This window comes from Actinomycetospora chibensis, assembly GCF_028737215.1.
In the GTDB taxonomy this organism is placed as follows: domain Bacteria; phylum Actinomycetota; class Actinomycetes; order Mycobacteriales; family Pseudonocardiaceae; genus Actinomycetospora; species Actinomycetospora chibensis.
Genome location: NZ_JAQZAM010000017.1, coordinates 90,976 through 113,766 on the forward strand (window position 1 = coordinate 90,976; position 22,791 = coordinate 113,766).

The window sequence follows — 22,791 nt, forward strand, 5'->3', positions numbered from 1 at the left end:
GTCCGTCAGTGCGTGCTGGGTGACGGCACCGCGAGCCGCCCGCGCGCGACGAACCGGGTGCGCAGCTCGGGCGGCAGCGCGGCGGCGATCCGGTCGCGGGCCGCCTCCCGCGCCGACGGCGCGCCGATCTGCGCCACCACCAGGTCCGAGCGGGTCTGCGCGGCCACGGTCGCGGCGTCGGCGTCCCGCCCCAGGTGCTGGAGCGCCAGCGCCTCGTACTTCGTCGACCGGAACGTGCGGGCCTGCTCGAGGAGGGCCTCCGCGCGGGCGGGCTCCCAGCGGGCCTGCATCTCGAGCAGCCGCATCGCCGCCCGCGGCCGGAAGGGCAGGGGTCGGTCGAGCAGGGGCGCGGCGGCCTCGACCCGCGCCCCGGCGTCGTCGTCGCGGCCCGCCAGGAGGTCGCAGTCGGCGAGGGCCAGCAGGGCGTGCAGGCCTTGCTCCAGCTCGAGCGCCCCGCCGCCGCGGCTCGCCAGCTCGACGGCCTCCTCGGCGTGCTCGCGGGCCCGGCCGATGTCGCCGACCTCCTGCCACAGCCAGGACGTCGTCGTCTCGATCCCGGCGCGGTAGTAGCTGACGCCCGCCTCGTCGATCAGGCGCCGGGCGCGGTCCAGCGAGCGCAGCGCGCCGGCGAGGTCGCCGACGTCGCCCCGGGCCAGCCCGCAGAAGAACAGGCTCTGCAGCAGGGTGCGGAACTCGCCGGTGCGCGTGCACAGCGCGACCGCCCGCTCCAGCACCGCGCGAGCCTCGGCGAAGCGGTCCATGTGCTGCAGGAGCGCGCCCCGGTAGGCCATGGCGACCGCGCTCGTGGCGTCGTCGGCGTCGACGGCGAGCACCTGCTGGTAGGCGTGCGTCGCTCCCGTGTAGTCGCCGTCCCAGTGCCGGACGCGCCCGAGCAGCAGCAGTGAGGTCCGGCGCGCGCCCGGCGCCGCCGCCGCCGACTCGGCGAGGTGCCCGGCGCGCTCCGCGAGGTCCACGGCACCCAGCGCGTCGCGCGCCCAGAGCGCGGTCCAGCCGAGGCCCTCCAGGGCGCGCGCCTCGAGCTCTTCGTCGGCGAGGTCGCGGGCGAGGGCGAGCGCCTCGTCGTGGTCGTCGCGCGCGTCCTCGTGGTGCCCGAGGTCGGCCCGGACCCCTCCGCGGCGCACGAGCAGCGTGGCGTGCAGCGCCCGGTCACCGGCCCGGTCCGCGGCACCGAGAGCGGCGGTCAGGAGCTTGTCGGCCTCCTGGTGGGCGAAGACCATGTGCGCGGCGTCCGCCGCGGCCATCCACGACCTCGCCGCGGCCGCGTGGTCGCCGGCCGCCGCGTGGTGGGCGGCCGCGGCCTCCGGCCGGTCGGCGAGCAGGACCGCCGCGCGCCGATGCCTGCTGACGCGCACCGGCAGGGGAGCGGACTCGTAGGCGATCCGGCGCACGATGTCGTTGGCGAAGCGGTAGCGCGCGCCGTCGGTGAGCAGGAACCCGGCGCGGGTCGCGCGTCCGGCCCGGTGCGCGCACTCCTCGACGCCCACTCCGCTCAGCGCGGCGACCTCGTCGAGCCCGAACGACGTCCCGAGCACCGCGGCCTGGGCCAGCAGCACCGTGACGTCCTCGGCCGTCGCGGCGAGCCGGCGCGACAGGGCCTCCTGCAGCGAGCCGGGGATGGCCGGGGCGGTCGGGTCGTCGGCCGCCACATCCTCTCCGGCCGGGCCGGTCTCGGGGTGGCGGAGCAGCTCGCTGACGAGCAGCGGCGAGCCCCCGGTCCAGGAGGAGAAGCGCTCGAGGTCCTGCTCCCGCCCGGCGGCTGTGAGCAGGGCGCGCAACGCCTCCCGGGACAGCGGCCCGACGTCGAGGACGGTGGCGACGTCGCGGAGGGTCTCCGCGGCGCCGGCCGACTCGGCGGTCCGTTCGGTCGCGACGATCAGCACCCGGCGGGTCGCCAGGCGCGTGGCGAGGACGTGCAGCGCCTCGATCGTCGTCTGCCCGGCGTGCTCGAGGTCCTCGACGGCGAGCAGCAGGGGACGCGTCTCGCCGACCTGGCCGAACAGCTCCGCCATCGCCTCGAGCGTGCGTCGCCGGCGCAGCTCGGAGTGCGACGGGGCGGGTGCCCGGTGGGGGGCCACCTCGCCGACGAGGTCGGCGAGCGCGGCGCGATCGCGCTCCGAGAGCAGGTCCCCGGCCCCGGGCGCCAGGCGCAGGACGACGTCCCGGACGGCCTCGGCGAGCGGCTGGAGGTAGAGCGAGCGCTCCGCGCCCGAGCAGCGCACCGCCGCGACGAGCCCCCCGCTGCGCCGGGCCTCGACCCGCAGCGCCTGGCTGAGCGCGCTCTTGCCGATCCCGGCCTCCCCGGTGACCAGGACCAGGCCGCCCCGGCCCCGGGCCGCCGCCGACCAGGCCCGCGAGAGCACCGCGTGCTCCGACTCACGGCCGATGAGCGGCGACGGTTCCGGTGCGGAGGCCGTGGGTGGGGCCGAGAGCGGGGGCGGGGCCGGCTCGGGCTCGGCGACGGGTGCCTCCGACCCGTGGCGCAGCACGGCGAGGAAGACCTCCTGCGTGCTCGGCGAGGGGTCGCTCCCGAGGTCGGTGGCGAGGTGGCGTCGCAGGTCGTCGTAGGCGCCGAGGGCATCGGCGTGCGCGCCGCGGCGCTCGTGGGCGGTCATGAGCGCCCGGGCGGCGGGCTCGTCCAGGGGGTTGTCGGTGAGGGCCCGGGACGCCTCGTCGACGGCCGTCTCGAGGTCGCCGAGGTCGAGGGCGGCGGTCCAGCGACAGGTGCGGGCCCGGGAGAGCGCGCCGGCGACCGACGCGCGGACCGTGTCGACCCAGTCGGCGTCCGGTTCGCCGGCCAGGGGGACGCCCGCGGTCAGCAGTCCCTCGGCGACCTCGGCGCTCATCGCGGCGAGGGCCCGCAGTCCCCGCGTGAGCTCACGCTCGGCGGTGGCCACCAGGTCGAGCGCCTCGGAGACGTCGACGACGGTGGTGTCGTCGCGCACCAGCCGGTAGGCCCGCGGATCGCCCTCGACCCGGTCGCGTCCCAGCGACCGTCGCAGGCGGCTGACCAGGGCGGCGAGGTTGCGCGCCGGCTCCGCGGGCTGCCGGTCGCGCCACAGGAGGTCGGTCAGCACCGCGGTGGGCAGGAAGCGGCCGTGATGGGCGGCGAGGATGCACAGGAGCCGCTCCGCCTGCCCTCCGGGCACCGCCCCGTCGGGCACGCCCTCCACCCGGAATCGGCCGATCAGCCGAAGCCGGAGGGGTGGCGTGCTCACCCGTGGGATCGTACGGCGCGGCGCATGACGGGGGTCACGTTCCGGCCGTTGCCGACCGTTGCGCCCGGGGCTACCGACGGCCCCGAACGGCTCTGATACGTTGATCCCGTTGCCGTCTCGTTGTCCTCGCTGTGCTCTGAGCTTCGTGGATCATGTTGACATCGACCCGCTCGCACAGCTCGCCACATCTCCGTGCCGTGCCTTGAGTGGATCGGGCAACGCTCGAGAGCGGGCGAGGCCCGCTCTGTCCGACCTGAAAAAGAGGATGCATGTCCGACGGCACAGTCAAGTGGTTCAACGCCGAAAAGGGCTTCGGTTTCATCGCCCCGGATGACGGCGGCAAGGACGTCTTCGTCCACTACTCGGCCATCGAGGGTGGCGGCTTCCGCTCCCTCGAGGAGAACCAGCGGGTGAGCTTCGAGTCGAGCCAGGGCGCCAAGGGCCCCCAGGCGGACTCGGTCCGCCCCGCCTGACCTTCCCCAGCCTTCCCGGAGAATCCACTCCGGAGTGGCCTGGTCGGAGGCCGCCGTCAGGGTGCGCGTCCGACCTGCCGGGCTGTGATCCCGCGCCTCATACCCGCGGGATCACAGCCTTTCGGTATTTCTGGCCCCCTTGCGTCCGGGTCCGTCTGCGGTAGGAACGGCCTGTGAGCCGCATCAACGACGTGGGCGGGATGGTCGGGTTCCCGGCCGTGATCGAGGAGCCCGACGAGCCGGCGTTCCACGCCGACTGGGAGGCACACGTCTTCGCCCTCAACGGGGTCATGCTGCGTCGGGGCGTCTACAACCTCGACGAGTTCCGCGACGCCATCGAGCGGATGCCGCCTGCGGAGTACCTGGCGTCCTCGTACTACGAGAAGTGGTTCCACGCGATCACCACGCTGCTCGCGGAGAAGGGGATCGCCACGCCGGAGGAGCTCGCCGGTGGCTGATCGCTTCGCGCCGGGCGACCGCGTCCGAACCCGGACCGCCGACCCGCCGGGGCACACCCGGCTGCCGCGCTACGCGCGCGGGGTGTGCGGCGAGATCGTCGGCACCTGCGGGCGGCATCCGCTGGCCGACGAGCTCGCGCAGGGTCTCGACTCCGCCCCGCGCGCCGTGCACCAGGTGCGGTTCCGGGCCAGCGACCTCTTCGGTCCCGGCGAGGACGGCCGCGACCACGCCGTCGTCGTCGAGCTCTGGGAGGACTACCTGGAACCGACCTCCCCGGATCCCGCCCCGGAGGGAGACCCCACATGAGCACCACGCACGACGACGGACCGCTCGCCGCGCGGGTCCGGCACGTGGAGGCGCTGCTGGAGGAGCGGGGGTGGCTGGCGGACGGGGAGCTCGACGCGCGCATCGACGCGTTCGCCGCCGGCGGCTCCCCGGCCAACGGCGCGGCGATCGTCGCGCGGGCCTGGGTCGACCCGGGCTTCCGCGAGCGCCTGCTGGCCGACGCGAGCACCGCGATCGAGGAGCTCGGGATGTCGATGGCGGCGGGCCTGCAGGTGCAGCCGCTGGTCGCGGTCGCCAACACCGCCGACGAGCACCACGTCGTCGTCTGCACGCTGTGCTCGTGCTACCCCGTGGCGCTGCTCGGCCCGTCGCCGACCTGGTACAAGAGCGAGGCCTACCGGTCGCGGGTGGTGCGTGATCCCCGCGGGGTCCTGCGCGAGTTCGGCCTCGAGCTGCCCGACGCCGTGCACATCACCGTGTGGGATGCGAGCGCGGAGACGCGGTACATGGTGGTGCCGCGTCGCCCGGAGGGCACCGACGACCTGTCCGAGCAGGAGCTCGCCGGACTCGTGACGCGCAAGGGGCTGATCGGCACCGCCGCAGTGTGACCGGTGTGACCCGTGCGCCGGCCCGGCCGCGGAGCCCGAGATTCGGTTAGCGTTGCTCACGATGGCAGAGCAGTCGGGGCAGTCGGGGCAGGCCGAACAATCGGCGGTACGCGTCGGATCCGGTGCCGTCGCGATCACCACCGCGACGGTGCTGCCGATCTTCCTGCTCGGCGCGCTCTCGGTGCAGGTCGGTGCCGAGCTGGGCTTCGACCCGGCGGCGCTGGGTCTGATCGTCTCGGCGTACTTCGGCGTGTCCGCCCTGGTGTCGCTCCCGGTGGGGAAGCTGGTCGAGAGGCTCGGGTCGCGGCGCACCAGCCGGATCGCGCTGGTGGGGGCCGCGATCTCGATGCTGCTGATCGCGGGCCTCGCGCGCAGCTACGCGGCCGTCGTGGCGATCGTGCTGCTGGGGGCGTGGACCAACGTCATGGGCCAGCTCAGCACGAACCTCACGCTGGCCAGGGCGATGCCGGCCCGCCGTCTGGGGCTGTCGTTCGGGGTCAAGCAGGCGTGCGTCCCGCTGGCGACGCTGCTCGCGGGCCTGGCCGTGCCTGCCGTGGGCCTCACCGTCGGGTGGCGGTGGGCGTACGTGATCGCGGCCGGGATGGCGCTCGGCGCCCTGGCCGTCGCGCCACGCGGGTCCGGCCCCGAGGAGCGGTCGGCCGCCGGGAAGGCCGATCGCGCGACCGGGGCTCTGGCCGTGGTCGGGATCGCGGCGGGACTCGGCGCCGCGAGCTCGACCGGCCTGAGCATCTTCCTGGTGGCCTCCGCGGTCGACCAGGGCGTGGCCCCGGGCCTCGCCGGCCTGGTCCTGACGCTCGGCAGCGTCGTCGCCGTCGTGATGCGGATGCTCCACGGCTGGCTCGCGGACCGGCGCGCGGGCGGCCACGTGGCGGTGGTCGCCGGGTCCCTGCTCCTCGGCGCCGCCGGGGTGCTCCTGCTCGCGGTCCCGGGGTCGGTGGCCCTGGTCGTCGGCACCGTCCTCGGCTTCGGGCTCGGATGGTCGTGGCCCGGTCTGCTCCAGTTCGCCGTCGTGCGCCTCAACCCGTCCGCCCCGGCGGCGGCCACCGCGATCGTGCAGGTCGGGGTGTACGCGGGCGGGTGCCTCGGTCCCGTCGGGTTCGGGTTGCTCGCCACCGGGGTCTCCTTCGCGGCGGCATGGATCGTCGCGGCCGTCGCGATGCTGATCGCCGGGGTCGGGGTGCTGGTGGGGCGCCGCATGCTCGTCCGCCACCGGGACGCCGCGTCGGCCCGGGACCTCCCCGCCGGAGTCCCGGTCGGACGGTAATCGGTTGTGCACCATTGACCGGGGAGTGGCCGTCGGCGACAGTGAACGTGATCACACCGCCGACCCACCACGTCACCGGCGGTCACCTCCGGGGAGGACCAGGTCATGGCTGAGCAGACCCTCTTCGAGCGCCTCGGCGGCGTCTACGGCATCTCCGGTGCGGTCGACGTCCTGGTCGACCGGCTCTTCGAGAACGCCGCGGTCAACGCCAACCCGGCCGTCCACGCGCACCACGGGGTCGCGGCGAACGCCCCGGGCTACAAGTTCCTCGTGACCGCCTGGTCGATCGAGGCCACGGGCGGGCCGAAGTGCTACGTCGGCGAGGACATGGTGAAGGCCCACGACGACCTGGCCATCGACGAGGCGGGCTTCGACGCCGTCGCGATGGAGATCGCGGCGACCCTGAACTTCCTCGGCGTTCCGGCGGCCGAGCACCGGGAGTTCATGGACATCATCGAGAGTTACCGCTCCCAGGTCGTGCAGGCGACGGCGGCCTGACCTCGGCGTCCCGGCGCAGACTCAGCCCGACCCGGTCGCGATCCGGACGAGGTCCTCCGACGGCCCGGTCAGCGGGCGGCCGCGGTGCCACACGGCGGACAGCGCGCGGTGCAGCGCCACCCCGCGGACCGGGACCGCGACGAGGGTGCCGGCGGCGAGGTCCGGGGCGACGGCCAGCGAGCTGAGCACCGCGGGCGCCACCCCGCCCGCCGCCGCGTTCTTGATCGCCGTCGTCGAGGCCAGCTCGAGGACGGGCTCGGCGAGCGAACCGATCGCCCGCTCGAGGTGGGACCGCGTCCCGGAGCCGTGCTCGCGCGCCACGAGCGGGGTGGTGGCCAGGCGGGCGGCGTCGATCCCGTGCCGGCGGCGGGCCCACGGGTGGTCGGGGGAGACGACGACGGTGAGCTGGTCCCGCGCGACGACCTGGGCGTCGAGCTCGTCGGGCACGGTCGGCGCCTCGACGAAGCCGACGTCGGCGCGGTCGGCGAGCACGTCGGCGGCGACGTCGGTGGAGTTCTGGGACGACAGCGACACCGCGGTGCCGGGGTTGCGGGTCCGCAGGGCGACCAGCCAGCGGGGGAGCAGGTACTCGGCCACCGTGAGGCTCGCGGCCACCCGCAGGCGGCTCGACTGCTCGGCGCGCAACGAGGCGATCCCGGCCTCCAGCGCCTCGGCCGCGTCGACCGCGGACCGCGCCCACCCCGCGACCAGCGCGCCCGCCGGGGTCAGCGTGGTCCCACGCGGCGAGCGCTCGAGCAGCGTCACGCCGAGGGCGGCCTCGAGCGAGCGCACGCGGGCGCTGACCGCGGCCTGAGAGACGCCGTGCGCCGCCGCAGCGCGGCCCATGCTGCCGCGCTCGGCGACCGAGAGCAGCAGGTCGTAGGGGCCGAGATCGGCCACGCGGGGCGGTAGGGGCACAACCGCAGCTTATGGGTGCATGAGGTCGGGCCACCTACTCGGGGAGGTCGCGCGGCAGCAGCATTCCCGTCATGACGGTGATCAGCGACGAGCGACCGACGACCCTCCCGCCGGCCCCTGCAGTGGCCCCGGCCGCTCGTCCGCGCCGCCTCCTCCGGGACCTCGACCGGCCCGGTGCGGTGTTCGCGAACCTCGGCCCGAACTGGTTCTCCACCGTCATGGGCACCGGCGTCGTCGGTGGCGCCGCGGCGAGCCTGCCGGTGGCCGTCCCCGGTCTGCGGGTGTTCGCGACCGTCGTCTGGGGCGTCGCCTCGGTACTGCTGGTCGCGCTCGTCGCGGCGTGGGCCGTCCACTGGCTGCGTCACCCCGCCGCCGCCCGTCGCCACGCGAGCAACCCGGTGATGGCCCAGTCCTTCGGGGCGGTCGCGATGGCCGTCATGACCGTCGGCGCCGGGACGGTGCTGCTCGGCGGGCCGGTGCTCGGGGTCGGCCCGGCGGTGGCGGCCAGCAGCGTGCTCTGGGGCGCCGGCACCGTGATCGGCCTGATCACGGCCGTCTGGATCCCGTACCGGATGATCACCGAGCACGAGATCGCTGCCGACGGCGTGTTCGGCGGCTGGCTGATGCCGGTGGTGCCGCCGATGGTCTCGGCCGCCGACGGGGCCCTGCTCCTGCCGCACCTGGACGCGGGCACGGCCCGCACGACGCTGCTACTGGCCTGCTATGCGATGTTCGGGATGAGCCTGCTCGCCACACTCGCGATCCTGCCCCAGATCTGGCACAAGCTCGTCGTCCACGGCACCGGCCCGGCCGCGGCGGTACCGACGATGTGGATCGTGCTCGGCCCGCTCGGCCAGTCGGTGACCGCCGTGAACCTGCTCGGCGGCCAGGCCGCCGGCAGCCTGCCCGAGCCCTACGCCACCGGCGCCGCGGTCCTCGGCCTGCTCTACGGCGTGCCGGTGTGGGGCTTCGCGATGCTCTGGCTCGCCCTCGCCACGGCCGTGACGATCCGTACCGCCCGCCGCGGCCTGCCGTTCTCGCTGACCTGGTGGAGCTTCACGTTCCCGGTCGGTACCTGCGTCACCGGCACCAGTGCCCTCGCCGCCCGCCTCCCGTTGCCCGCGCTCGCGGGCGCCGCGGTCGTGCTCTCCGTCGTGCTCCTCGCCGCGTGGGCCGTCGTGGTCGTCCGGACCGTGCACGGCGGTGTCGTCCGCGGGCACCTGTTCGCCTGACCGATTCGTCTGTTTGGTGGCGTTCGGGAACTCCGCCCTCCGGGCAGCCGTTGTCCTGACGACGAAGGAGGCTCCATGGGATTCCGATTGCTGCCCCACGTCCATCCCCGCCACCACCTGCGGCGGACGTTCCGGCTCGGCCCGGTCCGGCTGCACGCCGGGCCCGACGGTGTGAGCTGGGGGCTCGGCGCCGGACGCTGGTCGTGGAACGCGAAGAGCCGGCGCCACACCGTCGACACCCCCGGCCCGGGCTACTGGCAGAGCAAGGGCCGGCGGTAGCTACACCACGGACGTCGTGGTGCCCGGCTCGCCGGTGCCGAGCCACTGCCGTCCGAGGCGGGCGAGCGTGCCGTCGGCGCGCAGCCCGTCGAGGGCGTCGTCGATCCGCCCGGCGAGCCCGGCGTCGTCCCGGCGCACGGCCACCCCCAGGTCTTCCCGGGTGATCCCGGTCTGCACCACGGCCAGCGACGGCCGGTCGCGGGTCAGCCACCGCATCACGGGTTCGAGCTTCATGAACGCGTCGATCCGGCCGGTGGCGAGGTCGTCGAGCGCGACGAGGATGTCGCGGTAGGCGTAGCGGCGGACCCCGGCGATGCGCCCGGTACGGGCCAGGTCGTCGGCCACCGGTTCGGAGGTGTTGCCGTGCTGCACCCCGACCGCGCGCCCGGCGAGGTCGTCGACGCCGTGGAGGTCCGGGTTCCGCTCGCGGTCGACGACGAGGCTCTGCCCGGAGCGCACGTACGGCCGGCAGAAGCGGGCGAGGGTGCGGCGGTGCTCGGTGATCGTCGCGCCGGACGCGACCACGTCGTACCGGCCGCGGTCGAGGCCCGCGAAGATGCCGTCGAAGTCGTCGGCCGCGTAGCGGACGAGCACGAACTCCCGGCCCAGCGCCGTGGCGACGGCCTGCATGACGGCCGGGTCGAAACCGACGGCACCACCCCCCGGCCCCTCGAGCTCGAAGGGTGGGTCGGGCAGCGCCGAGCCGACCCGCAGCGTCCCCGCGTCCACGCCGGCAGTGTGCTCGGCTGGTGCGGTCGGGGGAAGGTCCTCGGGCATCCACCGTGGCGGCTGCGCCGCACGTCGGTATCCGGGTGGAAAGCGGCGGGTGGAGGCGGTGTTCAGAGCCCGGACCAGGCAGGATGTCGTCCGTCAGGGAGCCGACGGCCGGAATGGCGAGGATGAGCACGGACGACGAGCACGCACGGCACCGCCAGGGCGATGCCGACACGCTCGTCCATCCCGCCCTGTTCTACGCCGACGACGAGGCCTACCTCGCCGGTACCGTCCCGTTCCTGCGCGAGGGGATCGACGCCGGCGAGCCGGTGATGATGGCGGCCCCGCCGGACCGGCTCGACCTCGTGCACGCCGCCCTCGGTCCGCAGACCTCCGACGTCGTCCTCCACGACATGACGGTCGCCGGCCGCAACCCCGGGCGCATCATCGCCGGCGTGCTGCGGGCGTTCGTGGACGAGCACGCCGGCCGGCGCGTGCGGATCATCGGCGAGCCGATCTGGGCCGGCCGCAGCCCGGCGGAGTACGCCGCGGCGGTGCAGCACGAGGCGCTGATCAACGTCGCGCTGGCGGACCGTCCCGCGACGATCCTCTGCCCGTACGACACCACCGCGCTCGCCCCGGCGATGGTGGCCGACGCGGAGCGCACGCACCCGGTCATCCTCGAGCGGGGCACCAGTTCGGCGAGCACGCACTACGCGGACCCCGCGGAGCTCGCGCAATGGGTCAGCGGTCCGCTCGCCGATCCCGACGAGATCGGCGAGACGCTGGTCTTCGGCGCACCGGACGGACCGCGGGTGGTGCGCCGCGCCGTCGCCGAGCACGCACTGCGCGCCGGGCTCGACGAGGACCGTGCCGCCGACCTGAGCCTCGCCGCCTACGAGGTCGCGGTGAACACCGTGGTGCACACCGGGCGCCCGGGCCTGCTCGCGCTGTGGACGCGGGAGCAGGGCCGGGGCGCGGAGGGGGAGCCCGCCGCGGTGGTGTGCGAGGTGCAGGACAGCGGGTGGATCGCCGACCCCCTCGTCGGCCGGCACCGCAGCGGACCCGCCGAAGGGCGTGGGTACGGCCTGAGCCTCGCCCACCAGCTGTGCGACCTCGTGCAGATCCACAGCGACCCGGGGGACGGGACGACGGTGCGGATGACGGCGTGCCTCCCGCCCGGGCCGGACCTCAGCGCTCGCGGCGCATCAGCCAGGCGTCCGTGACCAGCTCGGTCAACCGCACGACGTCCACCTTCTCCAGACGCAGCATCACCAGTGGCAACCCCTCGTAGGACGGGGTCGAGAAGAACAGGTCGGGCTCGCCGAGCAGCAGCGCCTGGCGCTCGGCCTCGTCGCCGACGAAGAGCACGGCGACGTCGGTGCGCAGCACGCGGCGCCCGCCGCTGCGGTCCGGGTACGACCAGACGAAGCCCCGACCGTCCACGCGGAAGTCGAAGCCGTCGCTGTCGATCTCTTCCACGCCGTCGAGCCCCAGGGCGAGTCGACGGACGTCGTCCACGTCGGCCATCGTCGGTGAGCTTCCCAGACGCGGGTGCCGGCGAGGAGGGTCGTGCCCATGGCCGATCCCCGTGCACTGGTGCCCGCCGCCATCGACCGGTTCACGATCCGGGTCCGTGCTGTCGATCCCACGGGATGGGACGCCCCGACGCCGTGCAGCGCATGGTCGGTCCGCGATCTCGTCTCCCACCTGTGCTTCGAGCACCTCTGGGCGCCGCACGTCCTGGCCGGGACGCCCATGGACGAGGTCGGCGACCGGTACGCGGGCGACCTGCTCCAGGGCGACCCGCCCGCGGCGTGGTGGCGCGCCGTCGCCCGGTCGCGGCCGCTGTGGACCGCCACCGAGGGGCACGCCGCGCAGGTGCACACGTCGTTCGGGTGGCTCCCGGTCGGGGAGTACGCCGAGCAGATGCTGCTCGACCTGACCGTGCACGAGTGGGACCTCGCCCGCGGGGCGGGGCTCCACGAGACGCTGGACGAGGTCGGCGTCGACCGCGCGCTGGCCTACATCCGCAGCGACCCGATCATGCTCACCGGCGCGGGTCTGTGGGGCGAGCCGGTGCCGCCCACCGGCCCCACGGCCCGCGACGAGCTGCTCGCGCTGCTCGGCCGCCGCGTGTAGGGCAGGTTCTCCGGTCATGACGACCCGCCCCGTGACGGTCGACGTGGACACGACCGACGATGCCGCAGGCCTGGCCCTCGTGACCGTCGACCACCCGCCGCTCAACCTCTACGACCAGGCCCTGCACGAGGCGCTGCGCGATGCCGTCGCCGAGCTGGAGCGTGTACGGCCGCGGGCGGCGCTGGTGCGCGCCGAGGGCAAGGTCGTCAGCGGCGGCGTCGACGTCAAGCAGATCTTCCACCCCATGGCGCAGGCCGGCGACGTCGACCGCGGGACCCGCTACTTCGACGAGCTCGTCGACCTCGGCCGGCGGATCCACCGGCTGCCGTTCCCGACGGTCTTCGCCGCGCACGGGCTGACGCTGACCTGGGCGTTCGAGGTGGCCCTGGCGTGCGACCTCATCGTCGCGAGCCCGCGCGCCTCGTTCGGGCTGATCGAGGCGACCGTCGGCCTGACCCCGGCGATGGGCGGTACGCAGCGCCTGGCCGAGCGCGCCGGCCCGGGACGCGCGCGCCTGCTGGTGATGACCGGCGGGCGCTTCGGCGCCGAGGAGCTCGAGCGCTGGGGTGTGGTCGACCGTCTCCTGCCCGCGGAGGGCTTCGACGACGCCGCCCGGGAGCTCGCGGCCTCGCTGGCCGCCGGCCCGACGAGGGCGCACGCGGCCACCAAGGAGATCCTGCGCCACCTCGCCGAGGGCGGCCTCGAGGCGGCCCACCGCGTGACGCCGGGCGCCGCGGGGCAGCTGTTCGCCACCGCCGACCTGCAGAACGCGATGGCGTCGTTCGTCGAGCAGGGCCACGGGAAGGCGACCTTCCGGGGCGAGTGAGGGGCGTGCTCTGCGGGCGGGCTCAGCCCCGCAACGGCTCGACGTACCCCTTCACGGTACTCCCGGTCCCGCAGGAGTTGGATCAACCCGTGGCTCCTTTCGCCCGTGTGGTCGCACGTGCGCTCGGCCCTGTCCTGCGCGGTCGGGTGCGCTTCGCCGTCCCGACGCGGGCGCGGCACTTCGCCCTGACGATCGACGACGGGCCCGACCCGTCGACCACCCCGGCACTGCTGGACGTGCTCGCACGGCGGGGCGCCCACGCGACGTTCTTCGTCCTCGGCGAGCGGGCCGAGCGCCACCCCGACCTCGTCGCCCGCCTCGTGGGCGAGGGCCACGAGCTCGGGAACCACACCTGGCGGGACGAGCCGAGCTGGCGCCTGGAGCACCAGGCGTTCCGGGACTCGCTGCGGCGTTCGCAGCGGACGCTGGAGGCGCACGCCCCGGTGCGGTGGTTCCGGCCGGGCTCCGGGTGGCCGACGGGGGAGCACCTCGCGATCGCGGAGGAGGAGGGCCTGCACGCCGTGCTCGGCAGCGCGGTGGCGGTCGCCGGGGCCGGCGCCGGCACGGCGGGGACCGCGCGGTGGCTGGACGCGGTCGTCCGACGCGGCGCCGTCGTGGTCCTGCACGAGGGCCCGGGACGCGGGGCGGTCGCCGGCACCGTCGACGCCCTGCTCGCGCGGACCGGGCGACGCGGGCTGGCGGCGGTGACGCTCTCGGAGCTCGCGCGGTGATCGGATTCGTCCGAGCCCGGTGTCGCCGGGTGGGCCCCTCATGTCGACCATGAGCGACGTCGTGGTGGTGGGCGCCGGGGTGATCGGCCTGTCGAGCGCGATCCGGCTGGCCGAGGGGCGCGCGCCGGCGGTCGATCGTCAGCGGTCGTCGTCCACCAGGTGGATCGCGGCCTCCTCGGCGCTCGCCCCGGCACCGTCGACGCCGACGTCCTCGGCGAAGAAGTCCTCGCCGTCCTCGCTCAGGACGAGCCGCCCGGAGCGCTCGTCGCCGACCTCGTCGTCGCGGAGCTCGCCGTCGGTGTCGGACTCGTCGCCGAGGCCGTCCCCGTCGTCGGTGTCCTCGTCGTCGGGCACCTCGCGGCGCAGGCGGTCGGCCAGCGGCTCGCCCTCTTCCTCCTCCTCGGGCGTGACGCCCCAGGCGGTGGTGCCCCAGGGCTGCTCGTTCGGGGAGACGCCCTCGTCGAGCGGGTCGTCGAGGTCGGGGTTGTCGAGGGACTCGGCCTCGTCGAGCTGCTCGAAGACGGTGTCGTCGTCGGTGTCGGGGTCGTCCCCGTCGGGGGTCTCGGGTGTGGTCACGTGCCCAGTGTGCCCGTGGCTCAGATGTCCGTGGCCCGTCAGTCGCCGGGCGGGGTCCGGTACCGGGCGGCGTAGCGATCGGCCGCCGCGGCGTCCTTCTCGGCCGTGCGCTCGGCGCGCGTCGCGGGGCCGGTGCCCACCGGGTAGCCCGCCTTGACCAGGCGGTGCTCGGCGGTCTCGTGCAGGTAGCTGATCGAGAAGATCAGACCCATGATCGCCCCGCCGAGGGAGCACATGAGGCGCAGCCAGAGTGGGCCGGGGACGAAGACGACGATCGCGATGACGAACGGGGCGATCTGCACGACCGCGCGCAGGACGTGGCGCAGCCACCACGTGCGGCAGGTGGTGTCACGCAGCACCCACGGCGCGTACCGCGCCGGCAACGACCCGCCGAAGGCGTACCAGAGCCACTGCAGGGGGTTCGGGCGGCGGACGGTCACATCGGTCTCCATCGTTGGTGCACCAATGGTTTGCACACCAGTATTATGACCACGAACCGGCGACGAGGAGACGTGGGATGGGCGACACCGCACTGGAGGAGCTCGATCCCCTGGCCCTCGAGAACCAGGTCTGCTTCGCGCTCGCGGTCGCGGCCCGCACCGTGATCTCGGTGTACCGGCCGCTGCTCGAGCCGATGAACCTCACGCACCCGCAGTACCTCGTGATGCTCGCGCTCTGGCAGGACGCACCGCTGTCGGTGACGGAGCTCAGCCACCGCCTCGAGCTCGACCCCGGCACGCTCTCGCCGCTGCTCAAGCGCCTCGAGGCCGCCGGCTACCTCACTCGCGAGCGCGACCCGGGCGACGAGCGCTCGCTGGCCGTGCGCCTGACCCCGGCGGGTGTCGCGCTGCGCGCGCAGGCCGAGCAGATCCCGCCGGCCGTCGTCGAGCGCCTCGACATGGAGCTCGGTGAGCTGCGTGACCTGCACGGCGCCCTCACCGAGGTCATCGCCGCGGCCCGGCGCGCCCAGCAGCGCTAGCCGTCGTGCCCGGTGCCCTGGTCGGCGAGGACCCGGTGGGTGTCTAGTACGACCGCGGGAGGCCGAGGACGTGCTGGCCGAGGTAGGCGAGCACGAGGTTGTTGTTCACCGGCGCCACCTGGTAGAGCCGGGTCTCGCGGAACTTGCGTTCCACGTCCCAGGTGTCGACGAACCCGTAGCCGCCGTGGGTGTCCAGGCACGCGTTCGCGGCCTGCCAGCTGGCCTCACTGGCCAGCAGCTTGGCGAGGTTGGCCTGCTCGCCGCACTTCTCGCCGGCGTCGAACAGCGCCGCCGCCCGGTAGCGCATCAGGTCCGCGGCGGTGACCTGGCCGTAGGCGCGGGCGAGGGGGAACTGGACGCCCTGGTTCGCCCCGATCGGGCGCCCGAACACCTCGCGGTTGTTGGCGTAGGCGGTGGCGCGGGCGATGAACCAGTAGCCGTCGCCGACGGCTTCGGCGGCGAGCAGGATGCGTTCGGCGTTCCACCCGTCGAGCACGTAGCGGAAGCCCTTGCCCTCCTCACCGATCAGCGCCGAGGCCGGAACCCGCATGCGGTGGTAGCGGACCTCGTTGGTGGCGTAGTTGAACATCGTGCGCACCGGGGTGACCTGCAGCGTGTCGGGCTGGTCGCGGCGGATGTCGCGCAGGTCGACCAGGAACAGGCTGATCCCCCGGGTGCGCTCGGCCGGATCGTCGGCGCGCGGGGTCGTGCGGGCGAGCACCAGAGCGAGGTCGGACTGCTCGATGCGGCTGGTCCAGTTCTTGTGCCCGGAGATCACATACTCGTCGCCGTCACGCTCGGCGGTGGTGGCGATGTCGGTGGTGTTCGATCCCGCCTCGGGCTCGGTGATCGAGAACGCCTGCAGCCGCAGCGTCCCGTCCGCGATCGCCGGGAGATAGGTCTGCTTCTGGGCCTGCGAGCCGTGCTTGAGCACCGCACCCATGGTGTACATCTGCGCGTGGCAGCCCGCCGAGTGCCCGCCGGAGCGGTTGATCTCCTCGAGCACGATCGAGCCCTCGGTGATCCCGAGCCCGCCGCCGCCGTACTCGGCGGGGATCAGCACCGCCAGATACCCCGCCTCGGTCAACGCGTCGACGAACGCGTCCGGGTACTCCCGCGCCCGGTCCCGCTCCCGCCAGTACTCATCGGGGAACCGCGCACACAGCTCCCGCACCTCGCCCCGCAGCTTCTCCTGCTCCGGAGTCGTGACGATGGTGCTCGGGGCGTCCGCCATGGGCGCAGACCTATCACCGCGATCGCGCGGGCGCTCGGCGACACCTCACTTGACGCGGCGCCCATCAGTCCCACTACGCTACAACCAGATAGTCCTCTTTTCGTACTTCCAGTGCTGAGGAGTCGTGGTGGAGACGCACGTCCTGTCGACATCGGGTGCCGAGATCGCCTACGACGTCTACGGCCCGCTGCCGCCGGCCGACGGGCACCCGGTGCTGCTCATGATCGGCCAGCCGATGGACGCGAGCGGCTTCCGCGCTCTCGCGGCGCGCTTCGAGGACCGCACCGTCGTCGCCTACGACCCCCGCGGGCTCGGCCGCAGCACCCGGAGAGACGGCCTCGACACCAGCGTCCCCGCCACCCAGGCCGAGGACCTCCACGCCCTGATCGCCGAGCTCGGCGCCGGCCCCGTCGACGTGTTCGGCAGCAGCGGGGGAGCGATCGCCGGTCTCGCGCTCGTGACGGCCCACCCCGAGGACGTCGTGACGCTCGTGGCTCACGAGCCGCCGATCATCGGCGTGCTGCCGGACGCCGAGGCGGCCCAACGGGCGGCGAAGCAGTTCCGCGACGCCTACCGGGCGAAGGGCTGGGGCCACGGCATGGCGGGCTTCATGTCCCTGGGGATGTGGCAGGGCGAGTTCACCGACGAGTACTTCGCCCAGCCGGCGCCCGACCCCGCGATGTTCGGCATGCCGACCGAGGACGACGGGTCCCGCGACGACCCGCTGCTCTCCGCGCGCTCCGTCGCCGTCACCGACTACGAGCTCGACGTCGACGCCCTCATGGCGGCGCCGACCCGCGTCGTCATCGGCGTCGCCGAGGAGACGGCCGGGACGTTCACCGCGCGGACCTCGGTGGCCACCGCCGAGCGCCTCGGCCAGGAGGCCGTGGTCTTCCCGAGCCACCACGGCGGCTTCCTCGACGGCGAGTTCGGCTGGCCCGGCAAGCCGGACGAGTTCGCCGTCGTGCTCCGGACCGTGCTCGACGGCGGTGCGTGAGGGGGGGCGTCAGCAACCTCAGCGGCTGACTGTCTCTCATCGCCATGCTTCGGAAACCGAAGGGTCGTGGGACGGGAGAGAGCCGGGCTCGCCGGGTCGGGCCCGACCGGCGAGCCTCTACTGCGCGAGCAGGCGCAGGAGGCGGGCGAGCTCGGCGCGGTCGTCCTCGTCGAGGCTCGCGAACACGCGATCGGCCTCGACGGCGCGCGCCGCCTGCACCGCCCGCCCGAGCTCGGCACCGGCCTCGGTGGCGACGACCTGGGTCGCCCGCCGGTCCTCGGGATCGGGTCGGCGCTCGACCAGGCCGCGCTCGGCGAGCGCGTCGACGACCTCGGTGGCCGAGCGGGGCGCGATGCGCAGGTGGTCGGCGAGCTCGCCGGATCGCACCGCGCCATGGCGCAGCAGCACGCCGAGCGCCCGGAGCTGGGAGGGCGAGACGCCCCAGGGCGCGAGCGCCTCGCGGGACTGGTGGCGCAGCCGGCGCGCGACCTGCCAGAACGCCTCGGCGAGCGAGCCCTGCTCCGGACCGTCGCTGCGCTCGTCGTCCACGGGGAATACCCTTCGCGAGTTGTTGTTGTATCCTCACGTTGAGGTTACCTCAACAAAACCACCACCGAGGAGCCGCCCCTTGCCCCGCCCCCCTGAACCCAGCCGTGAGACCCGTGCCCAGGACGCCGAGCTGGCGCGCCAGGTCTCCCTGCGCCGCGTCGCGCGCCTGTTCCGTCAAGACCGGCGCCCGCTGGCCGTCGTCGTCGTGGTCATCGTCGCGTCCTCGATCGTCGCCATGGCCTCGCCGTTCCTGCTCCGCGCCGTCATCGACGAGGCGCTCCCGCAGCGCGACCTGCGCCTGCTCGTCCTGCTCGCCGCCGGGATGATCGGCGTCGCCGCCGTCACCGCGGCGCTCGGCGTCGTCCAGACCTGGATCTCCACCGGCGTCGGTCAGCGCGTCATGCACCGTCTGCGCACCGACGTCTTCGCCCACCTGCAGCGCCAGTCGCTCGGCTTCTTCACGCGCACCCGCACCGGCGAGGTGCAGTCGCGCATCACCAACGACATCGGGGGCATGCAGACAGTCGTCACCTCGACGGCGACGTCGATCGCCGCCAACCTCACGACGGTCGTCGCCACCGCCGTCGCCATGGTTGCCCTGTCCTGGCAGCTCGCGCTCGTCACCCTGGTCGTGCTGCCGCCGGCGGTGCTCGTCAGCCGCCGCGTCGCGCGCATGCGCCGCGAGCTGACCGCGGCACGCCAGCGCGAGCTCGCCGACCTCAACGTCACCATCGAGGAGGGCCTGTCGGTCGACGCCGCCGCGCTGCACCGCACGCTCGGCACCGGCCCCGCCCTCGTCGAACGCTTCACGTCGTCCTCGGCGCGCCTCACCGAGCTCGAGCTGCGCTCGCAGCTGGCCGGACGCTGGCGCATGGCCACGATGGGCGTCGTCTTCGCGGCCATCCCGGCCCTGATCTACGTCGGCGCGGGCCTGCCCTGGACCGTCGGCGCGCTCTCGATCGGCACCCTCGTCGCCTTCACCTCGCTGCAGGCCGGCGTCTTCCGTCCGCTCTCGGGGCTGCTCGACGTCGGCGTCCAGGTGGCCAGCTCGCTGGCACTGTTCGCCCGGATCTTCGAGTACCAGGACCTGACGGTGGACATCGCGGATCCGGACGAGCCGGTGTCGCTGACCGACGTGCGCGGCGACCTGCGCATCGAGGGCGTCACGTTCACCCACCCCGGCGGCCATCGACCCGCCCTCGACGACGTCGACCTGACGGTGCCCGCCGGCACGACGCTCGCGCTGGTGGGGGAGACCGGGTCGGGCAAGACGACGCTCGGCGCGCTCGTCGCCCGCCTCCACGACCCCGACGCCGGGCGCATCACCATCGACGGTGTCGACCTGCGCGACCTGCGGCTGGCCGATCTCGCCGGCGTCGTCGGGGTGGTCAGCCAGGAGACCTATCTCCTGCACACCACCGTGCGCGAGAACCTGCGCGCGGCCAGGCCGGACGCGACCGACGCCGAGATCGAGGCCGCCGCCCGCGCGGCCCGCATCCACGACGTCGTCGCCGCCCTGCCCGAGGGCTACGACACGATGGTCGGCGCCCGAGGCCACCGCTTCTCGGGCGGCGAGAAGCAGCGCATCGCCATCGCCCGCACGCTCCTGCGCGACCCGCGGGTGCTCGTCCTCGACGAGGCCACCAGCGCGCTCGACACCGAGACCGAGCGGGCCGTGCAGCTCGCGCTCGACGACCTCGCCCGCCACCGCACCACGCTGACCATCGCGCACCGCCTGTCGACCGTGCGGCACGCCGACCGGATCGCGGTGCTGGACCACGGCCGGGTCGTCGAGACCGGCACGCACGCCGAGCTGGTCGATCGCGAGGGGCGCTACGCGGCGCTCGCGGCCTGAGCCCCGAGAACCCCGAGTCCCGAGAACCCCGAGCCCCGGACATGCGAAAGCCCGCCCCGATCTGGTCGGGGCGGGCTCGGTCTGTGGACGGGTCAGCGAGCGGCGCGGTCGATCCACCGGGGGTCGACACCGTTGCGGTGCTGCTCGATGCGGCGCAGCCGGGTGCGCGCCTGGTGGGTCAGGCCGTCGAGGCGGTCGAGGAGCTGACGCAGCTCGGCGAGCTCGACGTCGAGGGCGTCGACCTCGGATTCGGTGGTGGTGCGTGCGGGCACGGAAACCTTCGTTCGGGGCGCGGTGTTCGGGCGGCATCTGGACCGGGACCGAGGCTACCGGATCGATCCAGACGCCATCCAGCGTACGCCGTTCTCGTCATCTGGTTGCGCACCACCGTTCCCGTCGCGGTCACCTTCGTCACCGCCGCGCCACGCCCCGGACCACCTGAGCGACGAGGGTGCGGGCCAGGTCCTCGGTCAGCGGCTGGTCGGGGATCAGCAGCCGGTGGTAGCAGGCCCCCCACAGCTGGTCGACCACCGCTTCGGCGTCGACGTCGTGCCTGAGCTCGCCGCGGTCGCGCGCCTGTTCGATCGCCGCGACGGCGAGCGCCCGGCGCGGCGCGGAGTAGTGCTCGCGGTAGGCCGCGGCGAGCTCGGGGTCGGTCTGCGCCGAGCCGATCAGCTCCGCGATCACGCGTCCCGCGGGCGTCTGCGTCATCAGCCGGACGAACGCGGTGAGCTGGTCGGTGAGGTCGGCGGCGATGTCACCGGTGTCGGGGAACGCGAGCGTGCTCTGCACCGAACGGAAGTAGGCCTCGAGGGCGAGCGCGCCCCGCGACGGCCACCACTTGTGCAGGGTGGTCCGGCTCGCGCCCGAGATCGCCGAGACCCGCTCGAAGGTGAAGCCGGCCATGCCCTCGGCGAGCAGGAGCTCGCCCGCGGCGGCCAGCACCTCGCCGCGCACCTCGTCGGCCGGGCGCCGGCCCCGTCCCCGGGGCCGGCGCTGATCGTCCACGACCGGCGATGCTAGCGATCTCCCGCTCATGCCCGGACGTGGAGCAGGGCCTCTCAGGCGAGTCCGCCGTTGGCGAACAGGGTCTGGCCGTTGACCCAGCGGGCGGGTCCGGCGAGGAAGGCGACGGCCTCGGCGATGTCGTCGGGCTGCCCCAGGCGCTCGAGCGGCGCGGCCTTCGCGAGCCCGGCGACCTGCTCCTCGGTCTTGCCGTCGAGGAACAGCGGCGTCGCGGTCGGGCCGGGCGCCACCGCGTTGACGGTGACATCGCGGCCGCGCAGCTCGCGGGCGAGCACCGGGACGAGGGCCTCGACGGCGCCCTTGCTGGCGACGTAGCCGCCGTAGGTGGGGAACGACAGGCGCGTCACCGACGTCGAGAACGCGACGATCGCGCCGCCGGCGCGGACCCGGCGGGCGGCCTGCTGGGCGACGACGACGGTGCCGCGGATGTTGGTGCGGTGCATGCGGTCGAGGTCGTCGAGATCGAGCTCCGCGATCGGCGCCAGGACCATGATCCCGGCGGTGTTGGCGACGACGTCGATCCCGCCGAACGCCGCCTCGACGGCGTCGAACGCGGCGTCCATGTCCGCGGGCTCCGCGACGTCGCCGCCGACGGCGATCGCCCGCCCACCGGCCCTCTCGATGGCGCTGACGACCGCCTCGGCCCGGGCCTTGTTGCCCGCGTAGTGGACGCCGACGGCCATGCCGTCGCCCGCCAGCCGCTCGGCCACCGCGCGGCCGATCCCGCCCGAACCCCCGGTGACGAGGGCGACGCGAGTGCCGTTCATGGGTACCTCCGGTGTAGATGTGGACGCTGTGCCCATATCCAGAGAAGCACGAAAAGTACACGCTGTCCACATCTTGGCGCGGTGCGCCGGAGGCGATCAGTCGGCCGCGACCTCGAGCAGCGTCCCGCCGGTGAGGGCGACGAGCTCCTCGCCGGTGGTCGGGAACATCGAGTGCTCGTCACCGGCGCCGGCCCACACCGTCGGGTGGGCGGTCAGCGCGACGTCGACGAAGCAGCGGAGCGGTGCCGGGTGACCGACCGGCGCGACCCCGCCGACGTGCTGGCCGGTCGTGCGCAGGACGGTGTCGGGGTCGGCGCGCTTGACGCGACGTTTGGCGACGCCGAGGTGGGTGGCCAGGCGCCGGGGGTCGACGCGGTGCGCGCCGGACGCGAGCACGAGGACCGGCTCGGCCTCCTCCCCGGCGGTGAAGACCAGGCTGTTGGCGATCGCGCCGACCTCGCAGCCCAGCTGCTCCGCGGCGGCCGCCGCCGAGGGGACCGGGGTGTCGAAGGTCCGGATCTCCCGCGGCGCCCCGGCGGCCTCCAGGGCGCGCTCGACCGCTTCCCGTCCTGTCACGTCGTGCCTGCTCACGGCGCCGGAGGCTACGAGGCGCCCGCACGACCCGCCGCATGGACCGTCCGGCCTTCCAAGCTGGGCCCAACGGCCCCGTTTGCCGGATCATCGCGCGGGGCCATCCTTGCTGGATGACCACGACGAGCCGCCGCGCCTCTGCTCCGCGCGCCCGCATCCGGGACAGGGGCCAGGTCGATGCGCTGGTCCTCGCCGCGCTGGCCGACGCCCCGCGACGTCACGACGAGATCGCGGACCGCCTGCGCGATCAGGCCGGCGCCACCCTCGACATGCCGCTCTCGCGCCTCGTGCCGACGCTGCACCGGCTCGCCCGCAACCGCCTGGTCTCCCGCCAGTCCCGCGATCCCCGCCGCTACCGCCTCACCGACACCGGCCGGCGCTCGCTGACCGCCCGCCTCCGCGCCGCCGACGCCTTCGCCGAGGCGGTGCACACGCTGGCCGACGGGGCGGGGGACTGACCTCGGCGGTCTTTCCCCGTTCGGGCCCTCCGTGTCGGGGGTCGGCTCTAGAATCGAACACATGAGCGAACGG

The 22,791-nt window shown here is 74.4% G+C and carries 28 protein-coding genes; 16 read left to right on the forward strand and 12 right to left on the reverse strand.

Translation table 11 applies throughout. The annotated features are described in order from the left end of the window. Positions 1-5: 5 nt before the first annotated feature. Positions 6-3,236, reverse strand: coding sequence for an ATP-binding protein (locus tag PH189_RS23750; RefSeq protein ID WP_274191307.1), 3,231 nt, complete (start codon positions 3,234-3,236; stop codon positions 6-8). Between the two features lie 269 nt (positions 3,237-3,505). Between PH189_RS23750 and PH189_RS23755 the strand changes: the two genes are divergently transcribed. The 6 genes from PH189_RS23755 (at position 3,506) to PH189_RS23780 (ending at position 6,844) form a co-directional block, all read left to right on the forward strand. Then, a complete protein-coding gene (locus PH189_RS23755) occupies positions 3,506-3,709 on the forward strand; it encodes a cold-shock protein (RefSeq protein ID WP_274191308.1) in 204 nt (67 codons plus the stop codon). 173 nt (positions 3,710-3,882) lie between these two features. Further along, on the forward strand, positions 3,883-4,167 hold the full coding sequence (locus PH189_RS23760; RefSeq protein ID WP_274191309.1) for an SH3-like domain-containing protein: 285 nt from the start codon (positions 3,883-3,885) through the stop codon (positions 4,165-4,167). Beyond that, positions 4,160-4,474 carry an SH3-like domain-containing protein gene (locus tag PH189_RS23765; RefSeq protein ID WP_274191310.1) on the forward strand — a complete coding sequence of 105 codons (315 nt, stop codon included), beginning with the start codon at positions 4,160-4,162 and terminating at the stop codon, positions 4,472-4,474. Before PH189_RS23760 ends, PH189_RS23765 begins: the two co-directional genes overlap by 8 nt. Beyond that, the gene (locus tag PH189_RS23770) at positions 4,471-5,061 is read left to right on the forward strand and encodes a nitrile hydratase subunit alpha (protein WP_274191311.1); all 591 of its coding nucleotides are present in this window, start codon (positions 4,471-4,473) and stop codon (positions 5,059-5,061) included. The genes PH189_RS23765 and PH189_RS23770 overlap by 4 nt, the downstream gene beginning before the upstream one ends. A 61-nt stretch (positions 5,062-5,122) precedes the next feature. After that, entirely contained in the window at positions 5,123-6,346 is a 1,224-nt protein-coding gene (locus tag PH189_RS23775) for an MFS transporter (protein ID WP_274191312.1), read from the forward strand. Between the two features lie 105 nt (positions 6,347-6,451). Beyond that, the gene (locus tag PH189_RS23780) at positions 6,452-6,844 is read left to right on the forward strand and encodes a group I truncated hemoglobin (RefSeq protein ID WP_274191313.1); all 393 of its coding nucleotides are present in this window, start codon (positions 6,452-6,454) and stop codon (positions 6,842-6,844) included. Between the two features lie 21 nt (positions 6,845-6,865). Here the strand turns inward: PH189_RS23780 and PH189_RS23785 are convergent, their stop codons facing one another. Beyond that, positions 6,866-7,762: a LysR family transcriptional regulator gene (locus PH189_RS23785; protein ID WP_274191314.1), complete on the reverse strand. Its 897-nt coding sequence runs from the start codon at positions 7,760-7,762 to the stop codon at positions 6,866-6,868. Positions 7,763-7,833: 71 nt separating this feature from the next. Between PH189_RS23785 and PH189_RS23790 the strand changes: the two genes are divergently transcribed. Together PH189_RS23790 and PH189_RS23795 are read left to right on the forward strand one after the other, a co-directional pair. Continuing rightward, on the forward strand, positions 7,834-8,994 hold the full coding sequence (locus PH189_RS23790; protein ID WP_274191315.1) for a TDT family transporter: 1,161 nt from the start codon (positions 7,834-7,836) through the stop codon (positions 8,992-8,994). Positions 8,995-9,069: 75 nt separating this feature from the next. Continuing rightward, complete coding sequence (locus tag PH189_RS23795; protein ID WP_274191316.1) at positions 9,070-9,273, forward strand: DUF4236 domain-containing protein; 204 nt, start codon at positions 9,070-9,072, stop codon at positions 9,271-9,273. Here the strand turns inward: PH189_RS23795 and PH189_RS23800 are convergent, their stop codons facing one another. Further along, positions 9,274-10,002, reverse strand: a complete 729-nt coding sequence (locus tag PH189_RS23800) for an ABC transporter substrate-binding protein (protein WP_274191317.1) — start codon at positions 10,000-10,002, stop codon at positions 9,274-9,276. A 170-nt stretch (positions 10,003-10,172) separates the two neighbouring features. Between PH189_RS23800 and PH189_RS23805 the strand changes: the two genes are divergently transcribed. After that, entirely contained in the window at positions 10,173-11,213 is a 1,041-nt protein-coding gene (locus PH189_RS23805) for a sensor histidine kinase (protein WP_274191318.1), read from the forward strand. On the opposite strand, the gene PH189_RS23810 is transcribed toward PH189_RS23805, so the two are convergent. Continuing rightward, positions 11,179-11,517: an MmcQ/YjbR family DNA-binding protein gene (locus PH189_RS23810; protein ID WP_274191319.1), complete on the reverse strand. Its 339-nt coding sequence runs from the start codon at positions 11,515-11,517 to the stop codon at positions 11,179-11,181. The genes PH189_RS23805 and PH189_RS23810 overlap by 35 nt on opposite strands. A 48-nt stretch (positions 11,518-11,565) precedes the next feature. Between PH189_RS23810 and PH189_RS23815 the strand changes: the two genes are divergently transcribed. The 3 genes from PH189_RS23815 to PH189_RS23825 all read left to right on the forward strand — a co-directional run bounded on the left by PH189_RS23815 (position 11,566) and on the right by PH189_RS23825 (position 13,686). Then, entirely contained in the window at positions 11,566-12,129 is a 564-nt protein-coding gene (locus PH189_RS23815) for a TIGR03086 family metal-binding protein (RefSeq protein ID WP_274191320.1), read from the forward strand. Between the two features lie 16 nt (positions 12,130-12,145). Next, the gene (locus tag PH189_RS23820; protein ID WP_274191321.1) at positions 12,146-12,955 is read left to right on the forward strand and encodes an enoyl-CoA hydratase/isomerase family protein; all 810 of its coding nucleotides are present in this window, start codon (positions 12,146-12,148) and stop codon (positions 12,953-12,955) included. 89 nt (positions 12,956-13,044) lie between these two features. Continuing rightward, positions 13,045-13,686 carry a polysaccharide deacetylase family protein gene (locus tag PH189_RS23825; RefSeq protein WP_274191322.1) on the forward strand — a complete coding sequence of 214 codons (642 nt, stop codon included), beginning with the start codon at positions 13,045-13,047 and terminating at the stop codon, positions 13,684-13,686. A 138-nt stretch (positions 13,687-13,824) separates the two neighbouring features. On the opposite strand, the gene PH189_RS23830 is transcribed toward PH189_RS23825, so the two are convergent. Together PH189_RS23830 and PH189_RS23835 are read right to left on the reverse strand one after the other, a co-directional pair. Next, on the reverse strand, positions 13,825-14,262 hold the full coding sequence (locus PH189_RS23830) for a DUF5709 domain-containing protein (protein ID WP_274191323.1): 438 nt from the start codon (positions 14,260-14,262) through the stop codon (positions 13,825-13,827). 38 nt (positions 14,263-14,300) lie between these two features. Next, positions 14,301-14,714, reverse strand: coding sequence for a DUF5313 family protein (locus PH189_RS23835; protein ID WP_274191324.1), 414 nt, complete (start codon positions 14,712-14,714; stop codon positions 14,301-14,303). A 65-nt stretch (positions 14,715-14,779) separates the two neighbouring features. On the opposite strand from PH189_RS23835, the gene PH189_RS23840 reads away from it, so the two are divergent. Beyond that, complete coding sequence (locus tag PH189_RS23840) at positions 14,780-15,241, forward strand: MarR family winged helix-turn-helix transcriptional regulator (RefSeq protein ID WP_274191325.1); 462 nt, start codon at positions 14,780-14,782, stop codon at positions 15,239-15,241. 43 nt (positions 15,242-15,284) lie between these two features. Here the strand turns inward: PH189_RS23840 and PH189_RS23845 are convergent, their stop codons facing one another. Beyond that, entirely contained in the window at positions 15,285-16,475 is a 1,191-nt protein-coding gene (locus PH189_RS23845) for an acyl-CoA dehydrogenase family protein (protein ID WP_274191326.1), read from the reverse strand. Positions 16,476-16,599: 124 nt separating this feature from the next. Between PH189_RS23845 and PH189_RS23850 the strand changes: the two genes are divergently transcribed. Continuing rightward, positions 16,600-17,472, forward strand: coding sequence for an alpha/beta fold hydrolase (locus tag PH189_RS23850; protein WP_274191327.1), 873 nt, complete (start codon positions 16,600-16,602; stop codon positions 17,470-17,472). Between the two features lie 117 nt (positions 17,473-17,589). Here the strand turns inward: PH189_RS23850 and PH189_RS23855 are convergent, their stop codons facing one another. After that, on the reverse strand, positions 17,590-18,021 hold the full coding sequence (locus PH189_RS23855) for a MarR family winged helix-turn-helix transcriptional regulator (protein ID WP_274191328.1): 432 nt from the start codon (positions 18,019-18,021) through the stop codon (positions 17,590-17,592). Between the two features lie 79 nt (positions 18,022-18,100). On the opposite strand from PH189_RS23855, the gene PH189_RS23860 reads away from it, so the two are divergent. Beyond that, positions 18,101-19,876, forward strand: a complete 1,776-nt coding sequence (locus PH189_RS23860; RefSeq protein ID WP_274191329.1) for an ABC transporter ATP-binding protein — start codon at positions 18,101-18,103, stop codon at positions 19,874-19,876. A gap of 92 nt (positions 19,877-19,968) precedes the next feature. Here the strand turns inward: PH189_RS23860 and PH189_RS23865 are convergent, their stop codons facing one another. The 4 genes from PH189_RS23865 to PH189_RS23880 all read right to left on the reverse strand — a co-directional run bounded on the left by PH189_RS23865 (position 19,969) and on the right by PH189_RS23880 (position 22,260). Next, positions 19,969-20,148 carry a hypothetical protein gene (locus tag PH189_RS23865; RefSeq protein ID WP_274191330.1) on the reverse strand — a complete coding sequence of 60 codons (180 nt, stop codon included), beginning with the start codon at positions 20,146-20,148 and terminating at the stop codon, positions 19,969-19,971. Between the two features lie 139 nt (positions 20,149-20,287). Continuing rightward, positions 20,288-20,884, reverse strand: a complete 597-nt coding sequence (locus PH189_RS23870) for a TetR-like C-terminal domain-containing protein (protein WP_274191331.1) — start codon at positions 20,882-20,884, stop codon at positions 20,288-20,290. 53 nt (positions 20,885-20,937) lie between these two features. Beyond that, a complete protein-coding gene (locus PH189_RS23875) occupies positions 20,938-21,669 on the reverse strand; it encodes an SDR family oxidoreductase (RefSeq protein ID WP_274191332.1) in 732 nt (243 codons plus the stop codon). Between the two features lie 96 nt (positions 21,670-21,765). Then, on the reverse strand, positions 21,766-22,260 hold the full coding sequence (locus PH189_RS23880; RefSeq protein WP_337994186.1) for a YbaK/EbsC family protein: 495 nt from the start codon (positions 22,258-22,260) through the stop codon (positions 21,766-21,768). A gap of 113 nt (positions 22,261-22,373) precedes the next feature. Here PH189_RS23880 and PH189_RS23885 point away from each other — a divergent pair, with 113 nt between their 5' ends. Next, positions 22,374-22,718 carry a PadR family transcriptional regulator gene (locus PH189_RS23885; RefSeq protein ID WP_274191333.1) on the forward strand — a complete coding sequence of 115 codons (345 nt, stop codon included), beginning with the start codon at positions 22,374-22,376 and terminating at the stop codon, positions 22,716-22,718. Positions 22,719-22,791 lie beyond the last annotated feature (73 nt).

What these genes read in the sequence shown, in the direction of transcription:
- PH189_RS23755 (WP_274191308.1), top strand. Translation starts at nt 3,506, where the DNA reads ATGTCCGACGGCACAGTCAAGTGGTTCAACGCCGAAAAGGGCTTCGGT.
- PH189_RS23770 (WP_274191311.1), top strand. Translation starts at nt 4,471, where the DNA reads ATGAGCACCACGCACGACGACGGACCGCTCGCCGCGCGGGTCCGGCAC.
- PH189_RS23775 (WP_274191312.1), top strand. Translation starts at nt 5,123, where the DNA reads ATGGCAGAGCAGTCGGGGCAGTCGGGGCAGGCCGAACAATCGGCGGTA.
- PH189_RS23780 (WP_274191313.1), top strand. Translation starts at nt 6,452, where the DNA reads ATGGCTGAGCAGACCCTCTTCGAGCGCCTCGGCGGCGTCTACGGCATC.
- PH189_RS23790 (WP_274191315.1), top strand. Translation starts at nt 7,834, where the DNA reads ATGACGGTGATCAGCGACGAGCGACCGACGACCCTCCCGCCGGCCCCT.
- PH189_RS23795 (WP_274191316.1), top strand. Translation starts at nt 9,070, where the DNA reads ATGGGATTCCGATTGCTGCCCCACGTCCATCCCCGCCACCACCTGCGG.
- PH189_RS23805 (WP_274191318.1), top strand. Translation starts at nt 10,173, where the DNA reads ATGAGCACGGACGACGAGCACGCACGGCACCGCCAGGGCGATGCCGAC.
- PH189_RS23810 (WP_274191319.1), bottom strand. Translation starts at nt 11,517, where the DNA reads ATGGCCGACGTGGACGACGTCCGTCGACTCGCCCTGGGGCTCGACGGC.
- PH189_RS23815 (WP_274191320.1), top strand. Translation starts at nt 11,566, where the DNA reads ATGGCCGATCCCCGTGCACTGGTGCCCGCCGCCATCGACCGGTTCACG.
- PH189_RS23820 (WP_274191321.1), top strand. Translation starts at nt 12,146, where the DNA reads ATGACGACCCGCCCCGTGACGGTCGACGTGGACACGACCGACGATGCC.
- PH189_RS23835 (WP_274191324.1), bottom strand. Translation starts at nt 14,714, where the DNA reads ATGGAGACCGATGTGACCGTCCGCCGCCCGAACCCCCTGCAGTGGCTC.
- PH189_RS23840 (WP_274191325.1), top strand. Translation starts at nt 14,780, where the DNA reads ATGGGCGACACCGCACTGGAGGAGCTCGATCCCCTGGCCCTCGAGAAC.
- PH189_RS23845 (WP_274191326.1), bottom strand. Translation starts at nt 16,475, where the DNA reads ATGGCGGACGCCCCGAGCACCATCGTCACGACTCCGGAGCAGGAGAAG.
- PH189_RS23875 (WP_274191332.1), bottom strand. Translation starts at nt 21,669, where the DNA reads ATGAACGGCACTCGCGTCGCCCTCGTCACCGGGGGTTCGGGCGGGATC.
- PH189_RS23885 (WP_274191333.1), top strand. Translation starts at nt 22,374, where the DNA reads ATGACCACGACGAGCCGCCGCGCCTCTGCTCCGCGCGCCCGCATCCGG.